This window comes from Pontibacter sp. LHS2 (genome assembly GCF_058932845.1).
Map to the genome: position 1 here is coordinate 1,862,960 of NZ_JBZYWG010000001.1, position 13,694 is coordinate 1,876,653.

The 13,694-nt window shown below is 50.3% G+C and carries 10 protein-coding genes and 1 tRNA gene; 4 read left to right on the forward strand and 7 right to left on the reverse strand.

Annotated elements, in window-relative coordinates:
- Positions 1 to 14: 14 nt before the first annotated feature.
- The gene (locus tag AC5FX6_RS08090; RefSeq protein ID WP_493596524.1) at positions 15 to 1,700 is read left to right on the forward strand and encodes a PAS domain-containing hybrid sensor histidine kinase/response regulator; all 1,686 of its coding nucleotides are present in this window, start codon (positions 15 to 17) and stop codon (positions 1,698 to 1,700) included.
- 77 nt (positions 1,701 to 1,777) lie between these two features.
- Positions 1,778 to 1,969: a CsbD family protein gene (locus tag AC5FX6_RS08095; RefSeq protein ID WP_493596525.1), complete on the forward strand. Its 192-nt coding sequence runs from the start codon at positions 1,778 to 1,780 to the stop codon at positions 1,967 to 1,969.
- 137 nt (positions 1,970 to 2,106) lie between these two features.
- Here AC5FX6_RS08095 and AC5FX6_RS08100 read toward each other — a convergent pair whose 3' ends face one another.
- From AC5FX6_RS08100 to AC5FX6_RS08110, 3 genes are all read right to left on the reverse strand, one after another.
- Positions 2,107 to 2,547 (reverse strand): hypothetical protein, encoded by a 441-nt coding sequence (locus tag AC5FX6_RS08100; RefSeq protein ID WP_493596526.1) that lies wholly within the window; start codon positions 2,545 to 2,547, stop codon positions 2,107 to 2,109.
- Positions 2,548 to 3,022: 475 nt separating this feature from the next.
- Positions 3,023 to 4,126 carry a Fic family protein gene (locus tag AC5FX6_RS08105; RefSeq protein ID WP_493596527.1) on the reverse strand — a complete coding sequence of 368 codons (1,104 nt, stop codon included), beginning with the start codon at positions 4,124 to 4,126 and terminating at the stop codon, positions 3,023 to 3,025.
- Positions 4,127 to 4,271: 145 nt separating this feature from the next.
- A tRNA-Ile gene (locus tag AC5FX6_RS08110) sits at positions 4,272 to 4,345 on the reverse strand.
- Positions 4,346 to 4,435: 90 nt separating this feature from the next.
- Here AC5FX6_RS08110 and AC5FX6_RS08115 point away from each other — a divergent pair.
- Positions 4,436 to 5,068, forward strand: coding sequence for an HAD family hydrolase (locus AC5FX6_RS08115; RefSeq protein WP_493596528.1), 633 nt, complete (start codon positions 4,436 to 4,438; stop codon positions 5,066 to 5,068).
- A complete protein-coding gene (locus AC5FX6_RS08120) occupies positions 5,055 to 6,341 on the forward strand; it encodes a site-2 protease family protein (protein ID WP_493596529.1) in 1,287 nt (428 codons plus the stop codon). The genes AC5FX6_RS08115 and AC5FX6_RS08120 overlap by 14 nt, the downstream gene beginning before the upstream one ends.
- A 601-nt stretch (positions 6,342 to 6,942) precedes the next feature.
- Here AC5FX6_RS08120 and AC5FX6_RS08125 read toward each other — a convergent pair.
- The 4 genes from AC5FX6_RS08125 to AC5FX6_RS08140 all read right to left on the reverse strand — a co-directional run bounded on the left by AC5FX6_RS08125 (position 6,943) and on the right by AC5FX6_RS08140 (position 12,815).
- Entirely contained in the window at positions 6,943 to 7,245 is a 303-nt protein-coding gene (locus tag AC5FX6_RS08125) for a rhodanese-like domain-containing protein (RefSeq protein WP_493596530.1), read from the reverse strand.
- A complete protein-coding gene (locus tag AC5FX6_RS08130) occupies positions 7,242 to 9,053 on the reverse strand; it encodes a T9SS type A sorting domain-containing protein (protein ID WP_493596531.1) in 1,812 nt (603 codons plus the stop codon). Before AC5FX6_RS08130 ends, AC5FX6_RS08125 begins: the two co-directional genes overlap by 4 nt.
- 51 nt (positions 9,054 to 9,104) lie before the next feature.
- Positions 9,105 to 9,881 (reverse strand): PASTA domain-containing protein, encoded by a 777-nt coding sequence (locus AC5FX6_RS08135; RefSeq protein ID WP_493596532.1) that lies wholly within the window; start codon positions 9,879 to 9,881, stop codon positions 9,105 to 9,107.
- Positions 9,882 to 10,091: 210 nt separating this feature from the next.
- A complete protein-coding gene (locus AC5FX6_RS08140) occupies positions 10,092 to 12,815 on the reverse strand; it encodes a D-alanine--D-alanine ligase family protein (protein WP_493596533.1) in 2,724 nt (907 codons plus the stop codon).
- Positions 12,816 to 13,694 lie beyond the last annotated feature (879 nt).

Below are 13,694 nucleotides of genomic sequence, written 5' to 3' on the forward strand. Positions count from 1 at the left end.
ACAAAATAAAACGAGTGAAAGTACTGAAAGAGAGAATAGAGGAGATCATGACACTGATCACCGAGGTTGCCAACGGAAACTTCGACTACCAGATCGAAACCTCCGAGACAGGCGACGAAATGGACGCTGTCATTGCAGGTATAAACATGCTGGGACAGGAGCTTAAGAGCTCTACTGTATCCCGGGACTTTATGCAGAGCATTTACCGCGGCGTCGTAGACATGCTCCTTATTCTGAATCCTGACTTCACGATCAGGTCCGCTAACGAGTCTCTGGAAGAGGCACTAGGCTACCAGGAGGAAGAGCTACAGGGCAAGCATCTGTCTGTTCTGCTGCCTAAAGGACATGTTCCTACCCTTGTCTCGTTGATGGAGCAATGCCGCTCCCAGGACAAATGTCTGAACAAGGAGCTGCTCTTTAAGACGAAGCACAATGAGGAAGTCCCCGTTTCCTGTTCATTCTCACACCTCCGTAACAGCCACAAAGAAGTGGACGGCGTGCTGATCGTTGCCAAGGACATCACTGAGTTAAAGCAGAACGAGAAAGCGCTGCGCAAGGCGAAACGCAAAGCCGAAGAGGCGAACGAGGCCAAAAGTAATTTCCTCTCCAGCATGAGCCACGAGATCAGGACGCCGCTCAACGGCATCATGGGCTTTACGGACCTGCTACTAGGCACCGGGCTGAATGAGACCCAGATGCAGTACATCAACCTGATCAAGTCGTCGGGCACCACACTTACCAAACTGCTCAACGACATACTGGACCTGCACCGGGTAGAGCAGAACAAGATATACCTGGAGGCCATACCGTTTGAAGTACGCGAAGGGCTGGAAGCCAGCCTGAGTCCCTACCGCCATCTAGCGGAGAGCAAAGGCTTGAGCTTTTCCTGCTCATTTGATGACTCAGTACCACAGTGGGCGATCGGCGATCCTACCCGTATCAACCAGGTGGTAATCAACCTGGTGAGCAATGCCATCAAGTTCACAGAGAAAGGTAGTATTGAGGTGCTGTTTAAAGCAGAGCAGTTACCTGAAGGTGAGCTCTTGTTTTATTGCTCAGTCAGCGACACGGGCATCGGTATACCTGCCGATAAACAGCAAATGGTCTTTGAGTCCTTTACCCAGTCCGACCAGTCTACTTCACGCAAATACGGTGGTTCAGGACTAGGGCTGGCCATCAGCAAGAAATTGGCCAGGCTCCTGCAAGGCGATCTGCAGGTTATCAGCCCACTGCCCGGGCAGCAGAAAGGCTCTTTGTTCTGGTTTACCATCCGTCTCAAACGCATGCAGACCCAGCAACCAGCACAGCAAGAGGCTGTAGATGACAGCAACTACAGAGTGCCCAAAGGCAAACGCCTGCTGGTGGTGGATGACAATGAGATCAATGTGATGCTGCTCGAAACCGTACTCCAGAACTTTGGGGCGCAGGTGACCTCAGCCTTCAGCGGACAGGAGGCCATTGACCTGATGCATACGCAGCACTTTGACCTGATCTTCATGGATGTGCAAATGCCCGGCATCAGTGGGTTGGAGGCAGCCCGTATCCTGCGTAAGGAAAAATACGGTATCCCGATCATTGCGTTTTCCGCCAGCGCCTACAGCAGCGACATTGAGAATAGCCTGGCCTCCGGCATGAACGATTATCTCTGCAAGCCTTTTGAGCAAAGCGACCTGATCGGCCTGCTTAAAAAGTGGGTATAGCCGCCTTTCTGAACGTCCAGGCTATTTCATTCGTATAGCTAACTATAAGATTTGTTAAGTTTTAAGCATAAAATACGATGAACGAAGCTGAATATAGAACCAGAGGAAACTGGAACGAAATGAAAGGTAAGATCAAGCAGAGCTACGGCGACCTGACGGACGATGACCTGACATACGATGAAGGCAAGCAGGACGAATGGCTCGGAAAACTGCAGCAGAAGACCGGCAAAGCAAAAGGCGAACTCAAGAAATGGATTGATTCCCTGTAAGCCGCCTACCTTTTAACAAAAAAAAACACCCCGCGCAGGCTACGGTCTGCTGCGGGGTGTTTTTTTATACGCGCACAACTAGAATATTCTATCTAGCGCTAGTTCGGTGGGTAAGATAATCTCTGTGGCCGTTTTGCTCAGGCTTCTTTCAGCCACTCCAGCCCTTCTGCCTCAATCAGGAAATACTGGGTATCGAAGAATGGGGTCTGCTCCTTTACCCTGGCATCCAGCTTCTCGTTAGTGTGCTGTTGTAAGAAGTCAGTAGAGGAAATAATAGCCAGCTGCTTCAGGTTGCTTTGAGAGATCATTTTGATGGAGATAGCAGCCAACCACCCCTGGTCATCCATTGTTAGCACGCCCATTCGCTGGTTGTTTACCAGAAGTTTCTCCAGCCCCAGTTCCAACAGCATACGTCCAGTTTCCTCTATCCCGAAGCGGTATTCGTAGCTTTGCACCGGTCGCAGCCAGCGCACGAGCAGCAAAGCATCCGTGGCATTGTGTATGATCTCTATGAAATCGGTGGAGAGTAGACTTACCTGTCGCAGGTTATCAGGTGGGGTAATGGTAAGTATCATCAAAATTGCACCTGCTAATAGGGCCTCGAGTAGATAAAAATAAAAATTATACTAAAAGAAGAAAAAATCAGAAAATTAAACACCAAGAAGTCACTGCTAAATCCTTGGTTATTAATTCCTACTATACCCTTCTCCTGAGAAGCAAAGTTAGTTCTGGATTTTATATTTCTACACTATCTATTGCACTAATTTTAAGTAGTCCATACCAATCATGTATAAACAAGTATTAATACCGAGCCTAGGTGTTAAATAAGCGAAGCATCTATGTTTATAATAATTATTTCTGTTTAACTCCATTTTAAATTAGAACTAACTAAATTTAAAATGGAGCCAGTTTTTCAAAGTCTTACTATAGTAAAAAATTGAATTGTGCTGAATTTCATAAGGATATCAGGTTATAAATTGCTATTAATGTTGCTATAATACTATGACTTGAACTAAAGCAAAGCATGAACAAGCCAAAGGAATGTTCATAATGTTAGATATCTAAAACATAACGCGTACTCCGACCGCCACCTTCCTGGATAAGCGCTCCCAATTCCAGAAGATGCTGCAGATCTCTTGTGGCAGTTGCCTTAGAGGCTTTGGTGATGCCGATATATTTCCTTGCATTCATGCCTCCCTCAAAGCCCTCTGGTCCTGCATCCAACATCTTTCTCACAACCTTTGTTTGTCGTTCATTCAGTGAACTCTTGAACCGGTCAAAGAACTTCGATTTTTTCAGAATGAAATCGACAAGGCTGATCGTCTGTTGCTGTGAGCTTAGGATAATGCTTACAAAGTATTTAACCCAAGGCGTGATGTCGTTGCCTCTCTGGGCCTGCTCTAGGGCTTTGTAATACGCCTGCTTATCTGACTCTATTGTTCTGGAGAGGCTAAGCAACACCGGTCGGCCTAAGGTTTGCGACAAAGCTTTTTCTGCCAGGGCGCGTCCGATCCGTCCATTGCCATCTTCAAAGGGGTGAAGGGTTTCAAAATATAGATGTGCAACAGCTGACCTGACAGGAGCTTTTTTTATCTCCTCGACACCTCCGGGTACTGTCTGGTTGAACCATTGGATAAACTTACTCATTTCATCCGGTATGCAGGAAGAAGGAGGTGCTTCAAAATGCACCTTTTCATTGCCAAGCGCACCTGATACAACCTGCATCGGTTCTTCATGACTGCGCCACACCCCGGCATGAATTCCTCTCTGTTCATTTAAAAGCATGATGTGCCATTGAAAGAGCTTTTCCGCTGTCAAGGCATCTGCATAGGTTTTACGGACATCGGCCATCAGTTCCCCTGCCCCTCGTGCCATTTTATCTTTGATAGCCGCAGGAGTTTGATTAAGGCCGAGGTTATTGCGAATAGACGACACAACATCCTGGCGACTCAGGTACTCACCTTCTATTTCTGACGTTTTGATAGCCTCGGCCACCATGGTATCCAGCACTGCTTCCAATTGAACTGCTTCAGGCAAGGCCTTCAATATACCAGTAACATGGCCCGTCAGTTCCGCAAACTCGAAGAGCATATCCTCCACTACACGTATATCATACCTGAATGCAGGCCAGTCGGGTTGTTGCCAATTATAGATCATGAGCCGAATATAACATTTATTCGACTCAAATATAAAATGTAATTGAGCCGAATAATTAATTTATTCGGCTCACTTAAACATGAATGGGTGCTGTGTAAACAAAAAAAGCACTTACCTCTCTACGAGATAAGTGCTTGATTTTCTGTGGGCCCACCTGGAATCGAACCAGGCACCTACTGATTATGAGTCAGTTGCTCTAACCGAATGAGCTATAGGCCCGTTCCCTTAAAAGAATGTGCTTCCTTTGATTTGGGAGTGCAATTCTACATATTTGTACTGACAATTTCAAATACCAGACCAAAAAAATTCGTGGACCTGACTAGCGTTAAAAACATCATCTTCGACCTCGGAGGGGTTATCATCAACATAGATTATTTTAAAAGCATACGTGAGCTGGAGCAGTACTGTACCGAGGGGCACACCATCGAGTACAGCCAACGCGCACAGTCTCACCTCTTTGACCTCTTCGAAACAGGCAACAGCAGCCCCGAGGAGTTTCGCCAGCACCTCCGCGAAGCCTACCACCTCAACGCGACCGACGAGCAAATCGACGATGCCTGGAACGCCATGTTGCTCGATATTCCGGCCGAAAGAATTGAGCTGCTCCGCGAGCTCGGCAACAAATACCGCATCTTCCTGCTGAGCAATACCAACGCCATCCACCTGGAGCGCTTCAATGAAATGGTAAACCACAGCTTTACCATGCCAAGCCTTGACTCGCTGTTTGAACAGGCCTACTACTCGCACCTGATCGGGCAGCGCAAACCAGACGCCATCGTGTTTGAGCAGATACTGGAGCAGAACGACCTGAAGCGTGAGGAGACGCTCTTTATCGATGACAGCATTCAGCACATTGAGAGTGCCCAAAAAGTGGGGCTGCAGACGCTCTTCTTGGAGCCGCCGCTTACTATTAACCAGGTATTCAAGGATGTGGTTTCCTAAGCAGCAAAACAGGTATAGCCTGCACCTGCTGCTCTTTGTGCTCACCCTGACCACGACGACTATTGCCGGAGCCGAATGGCGTTTCGGCAAGCTGTTCTTCTGGGGAGCGGAAGGCTTTTCGTGGATGGGTACATTTACCTGGGCCGAACTGGCAGCCGGGCTATACTTCTCTATCCCTTTTCTGGGCGTGCTCACAGTACATGAGTTCGGTCATTACTTTACCGCGAAGCGCTACCGGGCCGACGTATCATTGCCTTATTACATTCCGCTGTGGTTCGGCATCACGTCCACCATCGGCACCATGGGGGCTTTTATCCGGATCAGGAGCCGCATCTACTCCCGGCAGCAGTTCTTCGACATTGGCATTGCCGGTCCGCTGGCCGGCTTTGTGGTGGCGATCCCGCTGTTATGGTACGGCTTCACGCACCTACCCAACCCCGAATTCATCTTCACGATACACCCTGAATACCAAGCTTTCGGGCAAGACTATGCCCAGTATGTGTACCAGGGTGTAGGCAATTTTTCGCTCGGCAAGAACCTGCTGTTTCTGTTTTTTGAACGCTTTGTGGCCGACCCGGCACTGGTGCCCAATGCCTATGAAGTGATTCATTACCCGCTGCTCTTTGCAGGCTATCTGGCCTTGTTCTTTACAGCGCTCAACCTTTTGCCCATCGGCCAGCTGGATGGCGGTCACGTGCTCTACGGCCTGATTGGGTACAGACGCTTCAACCAGCTATCGCCCATCTTCTTCTCACTATTCATTGTCTATGCCGGTATGGGAATGATCTCACCGCACCGTGCACCGCTCTGGGACGATAGCTTATTAATCGTGCTCGCTCCCTTTGTATACTTTGCATTCCGGGGCATTCTGCACGACAACCGCTACGGCTTGATGGCGGCGTTGGCCATGTTGCTAATCCAGTACAGCCTGGCCGAGACCTTCCCGGATCTGACAGGCTATATCTGGGTATGGCCGCTGTATGTGCTCTATTTGTTTTTCGTGCTGGAGCCTGCCACCCCAAAGCTACACTTTACGGCATACCTGGTGTTGATTGTAGTGGTAATCCAAGTATTGATTGCCTGGCTATACCCTTCGGCTGATGGCTATAGCGGATGGCTCCTGTTCGGTCTGCTGCTCTCCAGGCTCATGGGTATCTTTCACCCTTCCTGCCCCAACGAAGCACCGCTTACGCCAGGTCGGAAAGTTTTAGGTATACTCGCTTTTGTGATTTTCCTGCTGTGCTTCAGTCCGACACCGTTTGTGATTGAGTAGTCAGGATCTTTTATAGGGCCCCTACCCCAAGGAATTGCAGGATTTGAGTGGGTCTATATCCCCAAAACAGGGGAAGGAGTTGTGTACGATTAACCCACCCCTGCCCCTCCCTTAAAAGAGGGCCCCTACCCCCAAGGGGGACTCTTCTGTATTTGCCAATCCAAGGGTGTAAGCGCCGATCCATTTTTTATTACTCACAGACCACTGGCATGTATAGCAAGACTAACTTGTCCCTTAAGCAATGAAACAGATTACACTTACCAGGTGCACAAACGACGATTTTGTGTTTGAGCGGTCAGCGAGTGGGGGTAGGGACCCTCTATTTAAAAGCGTCTTGACTTTTTTGCCTACTGGGGGTAGGGGCCCTCGATTTTTGTGTCAAGACAAAAAGAAGGTGCCCGCCGCACAGGCGAAGCTATAGAACAATACACGTTGCTATACCTGCAAAATTGCCTCAGCTATACCTGGGCCAGAGGCCCCACCATACCCATCACAAGTGAGGACACTCGCACCAGTGAACCCTGCTTAAAAGAAAAAGGGGCCAGAGGCCCCTCTAAAGTAGACACAAGCGAAGACGCTCGCACCATATACAAAAATCAAATTACCCCTGATACCCAGCAATACCGCCAAGCAGATTCCTCACCTGCTTGAACCCTTGCTGCTGCAGAAACGCCTTGGCAGAAGCAGAACGCATACCAGACTTGCAGTGTACGATCACCTCCAGGTCTTTGTAATCCTCTATGTCATCCAGACGCTGTGGCAGAGCGCCGAGCGGTATATTCTGTGCACCTTCGATCTTAGTTTCCTGGTACTCCCAGTCTTCGCGAACGTCGATGATAACGGGCGTTTCACCCTTGGCCAATCGCTCCTTGAGTTCTTCGGCCGTAATGTCTGTAGTGATCATAAAATTATTAGGATGCGTTTGGTAGTGAATGTATGATGGTCGGTTTCAATTCGGATAGTATATATGCCTGGAGTAACACCTGTTATGCTGACCGGGTCTTGCCATACAGATGCTTTATGACGCAAAATCTCACGTCCGGTTACGTCGTACATCGAAAAAGATTGGTATGGACCCGAGAAATGTAAGATGCCCTTATTTGGGTTCGGGTATACCTGCAGACTGGTTTTATTCGCCTCTTCTTCCAGCCCAAGTGCCTGACCTGCCATAACAGGACGCAGCATCACAGCACCGGCATTTACAGAATCCTGCTGCCAGCCGCCTACCACTGTGTTGTAAAACAGGCGTCCGGTGGCTCCGGCGTTGCGGTCAAAGCCTATATTCAGGTATAAGGTAGCAGGCTGGCTGAAGCCCACATAAAAGGTGCCCTCCACCGGAACCGGCTGGTTCAGTTCTATTTCATAAAATGTATTGAGTCCCTCATTCTGTCGTACCGGGAAAGACTGTTCGTGCAGGGTACGACCAGGGCGTCCATTATCGTCGGCCCAGATACGGAACACGATAGAGACGTTGTTATGCCGCACACCCACCTGCGGGAAATGCACGCGAAAAGCACGTACCTGGTCTGCCGTTGCCAGTTCGAAGCGCTGTGCCACCTGGGTGTTGCCATAGGTATAGAGGCTGCTGTAACCAGCCTCTGCTGTGCCATCATCTAGGGCAAAATAATCGCTGAAAGTGGTGCGTTGCAGAGTGCTGTCATTAGCGCGCTGGCGGGCGTTCTGTTCTTTTGTATCGAGCCAGAAGCCATGCTGTAGCACAAAGCCCTCCGGATTAAGGTTGAGGTTGCTGATGCGTGGTGTGGCCGTGATCTGGCGCTGTCGTGCCTGGCCAGGTATAAGCCCTTCTTCGCGCAGAAAAGTGTCGGCTGACGTTGTACCGACCTGCTGTATAAAAGCACGCCAGTCAATGGCACCTGGGAGGTCGCCCAGGTTGTTCAGACTAGCGGATATTTCGTCGCGCAGGTATAGCGCTGGGTTGGCCAGAAACTGACGAGCGGGTACAGCACTATAGTCCATTAACGGGGATACGCTTTCGCTGATGCCGATGTCGCGTGTCGTGTTCTGTCCTCTGCGACGGTTGCGGTTCAGCTCCACATAGTCCAGGTTCCAGATGTCGCGGATGGCGTTGCGAGTGCCTTCACTGCGGAAGCGGAACTGGAAATTATCGTGTAGAAAACGTTGCTCCCTTACAGCCACCCAAGCCTGGGCAAACGCTGTTACCTGTCCCGGAGCAGTCTGCTGCCATACCTGTATCCAGTTGTTTTCGGCATCTTTAAACTCTAGTCGCAACAGACGTGGATTATTGTTGTTGCGCTCAGGCGCACTTCCCTGCCCACCGGACTGCCAGTAAAAGCTCAGGTATACCGAGTCGGCTGGTGTAAGGCCTCCCAAACGGATGGGCTGTGAAGTTAGGGTGTCGGTCGGTCCGCCAATATTGGTGCCGTATGGATTGCCTTGCGCGTTGAGTCCGTCGAAAGTAGCCACATTACGGGTCAGAGGACGGAGGGCGAAACGGTTGTTCACGTAAGTCCCGCCATTGATCCAGTATGCTGGGTCGGGGGTGATGGTGGAAGCTGAGAAATCGTCGAAAAACGGAAGGGTAAGCGGGTCGTTGTTCAGTCGGAGCTGGTAGGGGCTGCTGGCAGGTATACGCTGCGGGTCCTGTTGCAAGGGCATCAGAACGCCCTGAGCCGAAGCAAGTGAGCCGCAGCAGAGCAGTACCATCGTAAACAGAAACTGTCTTATACCCATACCTTGAATTATCTAAAATGCGCCCGCCACAGAGAGCAGCGGGCGCATTCACTAGTCTATACCTTGCACAGGCTCTTCGCCGGCTACCCAGAGGTCCACCAACTCACCTGTTCTGATCTTGGCTTTTACATCGGCAATCGGACGCTGGCGAATGATGGTGCCATCCGGCTTACCGCTGCCTGACACATAAATAATATTGCCCAGCTGTAGTTTCTGACCCACAAGCAGCACAGATGCTTCGTCGAGTGGCATACCTACAACGTCAGGTACTTCAAATTCAGTATTACCGAGGCCGTCGCCTACATGCAAGTCTACCACCGCACCCTTTGGCACCTGGTCACCTGGCTGTACTTCTTTACCGTTCACAAACTGCTTGAGCACAGCCCCATGCTGCAGGTCAGGCACATTGGTGATCGTACCGCGACGCAGGTTGTAACTCTTAAGGATAAGCTCTGCATTCTTCACCGAACCGTCGATCAGCTTAGGCATCTTGATCATCGGCGGGTTTTTCATGTTGATGCTGATGTAGATCTTGCGGTTCTCTTTTACTTTGGAGCCCGGTGCAGGGTCTTGTGTCAGAATCTCAAAAGGCTTGTACTCCGGGTGGAAGCTCGAGTCGTTTACGAAATAGCGTAGGTTCTGTTCTTCCAGAAACTCCTCAGCATCCGGCAACTGCATACCTGTAATCTTCGGTACCGAAATCGTCTCGCCATGGTTAGTAGCCGACGGCAGGTATAGGTAGAAGAATCCGAAGATCAACGCCGCCACAATCACTCCCATCAAAGCCAGGTGTACCAGCACTCCCACAAATGAATTCGTCTTTAACATTTAATTTATTGTTGATTGTTCGCCCCTGTGAGGGCTTTTTTGATTATTTATTGCTGTTCTTGCACGATTATCATCCCCCTACCCCCTTCAAAGGGGGACACTCAATATGCGTGAATCGTTACTGAAGTACGTATTGAGAAAAGTCCCCCTTTGAAGGGGGCAGGGGGATGATTTTCAACGATCTCTTTGAATCTCAAACTCCTAAACTCTCTAACTCCTCGACTTATACCCTTGTGCTTCTTTTGCTCGATTGTTTCGTTCCACACCGAATGTCAGAATGCGGTCAATGAACTCGTAGGGCTTGTAGCCGTTGATAGCGGTCTGGTGGAAGATACAGGTGGCCGGGGTCATGCCGGGCAGGGAGTTCACCTCAATGATGATCGTCTCCACCTCGTCATTCTCCAGCACACGCACAAAAGCATCGATACGGGCATAGCCTTCGATGTTAAGAATCTGGGCAACACGTTTCAGATCTTCCTTAACCTGGTCAGAGATCTTCTGGCGGCGCTCCGGGTCCTGTGCATAGCGGGCCGGGGTGATGTTCTGCCCCTCTCCTGCCAGAAACTTCTCTTCCAGCGACAGTACTTCACCTTCTGCCAAGGCTTCTGACGCTTCAAACACCTCGTACTCCACAGTACCATCCGGGTTATACCGGGTCAGTAAGCCACCAGTGACCTCCAGGAAGTGCTTCGCGCCGTTTTTGCTGATGAGCGTCTCCACCAGGAAGCCCTGCTTGTTCGGGAACTCCTCTTTGAAGCCCAGCGATAGAGTTCTGGCACATTCTGTATCCAACTCTTCCATCTCCCGGAAGATCAGGGTCGTGAAAGCGTCCAGTTCTGCGCGATTCTTGATCTTTTTCACAGCCGAGCTACAGCCATCATCGGCCGGCTTGGCGATGAAAGGATAGCGAAACTCGGTTTCGAGGCTCTGGTAGAAAGCTTCTTTGTCTTTCAGCCAGTCTTCTTTCCAGGCCATGCGGTGATGCGCTACCGGCACGCCGTGTTTAGCGAGTATCTCGTTGGTGTCGTATTTGTTGATCGTGATCTGCGAAGAGTTGATACCAGAACCGTTGTAAGGTATAGCCAGCTTCTCGAGCTCCTGCTGCAGGGCACCGTCTTCTCCCGGACGACCATGTAGTGCGATAAACACCGCATCCACCATGTTCTGCAACTGGCTATAGGTCAGGCGCTGCGGCTCGTCCAAACTCTTGCCTGTGTACTTGCGGGTGATGCTTTCGGCTTCGCTGATGATCTCCTGCAGCACCGGATGCGGCTTGCCGCCGTGCTCAAAATGCTGGATCTTCTCTTTGATGTCGTCGGCATTGTCCTTCAACATGATGTTGATCGGAATGCTATAGAGACGGTGTTCCTCATTGCTACCCGTCAGGAAAATCGGCAGCGGCTCGTATTTGGTAGACGAAGAAAGCTTTTCGTAAATGTTACGACCGCTCTCCACGGAAATGTGTCTTTCAGAAGAATAACCACCCATGATCACTCCTACCCGGATCTTGTCGTGGCGGTGGGCGTTCTCCTCGCGGATAGCATTGTCAAGCTTGCTCAACAGCCTAGTCAGCGTCACGGTGTCTTTACCAGACTTGAGGCGCTCAGCCACGGAGGTACGGATGATGTAGGTCAGGAACTGCGAAGGGTTCAAACCGATCTCAGCCGCCTGATGGAAGAAGAACGAAGATGGCAGCATACCTGACGTCGTGTTTGGGTCGTTCAGGAAGATGTTGCCTTCCTCGGTAATAAAGCCGTCGAGACGAGCGTAGACGTTGAAGCCAAGGTCGATGAACAGCTTGCTGCAGGCCTTGCGGATCTCCTGAATCTGCTCGCTTGGCAAATTGATCGGGGTGATCTTACGCGCCAGACCCGGCAGGTACTTCGAACGGTAATCAAACACCTCGCTGCCCTTCACGATCTCAGTCGGCGGCAAGGCAATTGGTGCATCAGTCTCGTCCTGCACTACGATGCAAGAAAACTCACGGCCGTTGATGAATGCCTCTACCAACACCTGTTGCTCATGCTCGACACTGGTCAGCACGATGGTTTCAGTATCGGTGGTGGCGAAGGTATGGTTGATATGGTTCAACAGCGCTTCCGGGTGGTATAGAATAGTGCCGTCTTCGAGTACTACCGGCATGCCGATGCCCTCGCGGATATCCACCAGTTGCTTCATGCTGCCCAACTGCTTCTCCTCGCCCAGCGCCTGCCATTGCGCCTTGTAAATGTTCTTGGTAAAGAAACTACGGTCCATGCCCTGCTCGAACAGGTCGTAGTTGTGCTCCTTGACAATGGAAACGCCAATAGAAGAACCCTGATGCGGTGCCTTGAGCACCAACGGCAGACCCAGATCAGTTACCAGCGACTCGAACAGCTGCTTACGGTTGTTAACATCTTTCCACTCAGCGTACTGCACCTTGCGGTAATCCGGGGTTGGGAAGCCATGCTGCTTGAGCATTTCCTTCTGAGCGGCCTTGTCTATACCTATCGCCGATGGCAAAATGCCAGAGCCAGAGTAAGGAATATGATACCATTCGAGCAAACCCTGAATACTGCCATCCTCGCCATAAGGTCCGTGCAGCGCCAGGAAGGCGAAATCAAAATGATTTTTAAACTCGTGTGGCAACAGGCGCTTACCAGCTTTCGCGATAATGCGATCCTGCTCCTCGATGCTCAGCTTGCCTAGCGACTCCAGGTAGATCTGCAGTCCGTGCTCACTTTCAGGCAGGGCCTCTACTGGCGGATAGAAGTCGCGGATGGTGCCTTTGTAGATGTACTGCCAGTCCAGCAAAATGAAGTTGCCAAGGCTGTCGGCAAACACTGGAACGGCTTCAAAAAGGGCTTTATCTAAGTTATCGTACACGGTGCGGCCGCCTGCGAAAGAGATCTCACGCTCACGGGACGGTCCGCCAAATATTATTCCTACTCTCATGGTATGCAAAGGTAACAAATACGGGCAGTATTTTAAGGGGCAAAAGATACAGGATGCTTTTGGAATTACATAGTAAAATCAGGATTTATGATGCTGCCTATTGTGATAACGGAGATGAGGGTGTGTAAATTCAATGTTTAACCAGGGGATGGGGTTCTTCGCTTTGCCTGCGGGGGCTCTATATAGTTCATGGCGCGAGCGTCCACGCTCGTGTCTACTTGGTGGGGCCACTTGCCCAGTGTATGCCGTAGCGCTTGCCTTACTTTGTAGCTATAGCTTTTACAGGTATAGCAACCTACCTTGTTTTATAGCTTCGCCTGTGCGGCGGGCACCTTCTTTTTTTCTTGATAAAAAAAGAAGGCAAAAAAATCAAGACGCTCCAAACTCGCTGAACGCTCAAACAGTGGAGCGTCAAAAGATGCACTGGGCATAAGTGATTTGTTTCATAGCCAGCGTGCAAGTTAGTCTTGCTATACCTGCCAGGGTTCTTGATGGTAGCAACAGTGCTTACACCTATGAATTAGCAGCTACAGAAAAGTCCCCCTTGGGGGTAGGGGCCCTCGACAAAGAAGGGGGCAGGGGGATGTAAATCGTGCACGGAGACGCTGCGGCTATACAACTCTATACCTGAGAGATGGCAAAACAGATTCCCCGCCTTAGAAAAGGAGGGGTTAGGGGTGGTTGGACCCGGTATCTGTATCACCAATTTAAGTCCCAATACTTATAAACTGGAAAAGCTAAAATTCCCCTCTGAGCATAGGCCCGTTTCACTTTGCTTTTTTGTCATCCCGTAGGGATCTTGGTCAAGAGAGCCCCTACCGCCGCCTGTAGCATCGGCCTATCACCTATATGACCAAGTTTCTTAACAGAATGACAAGG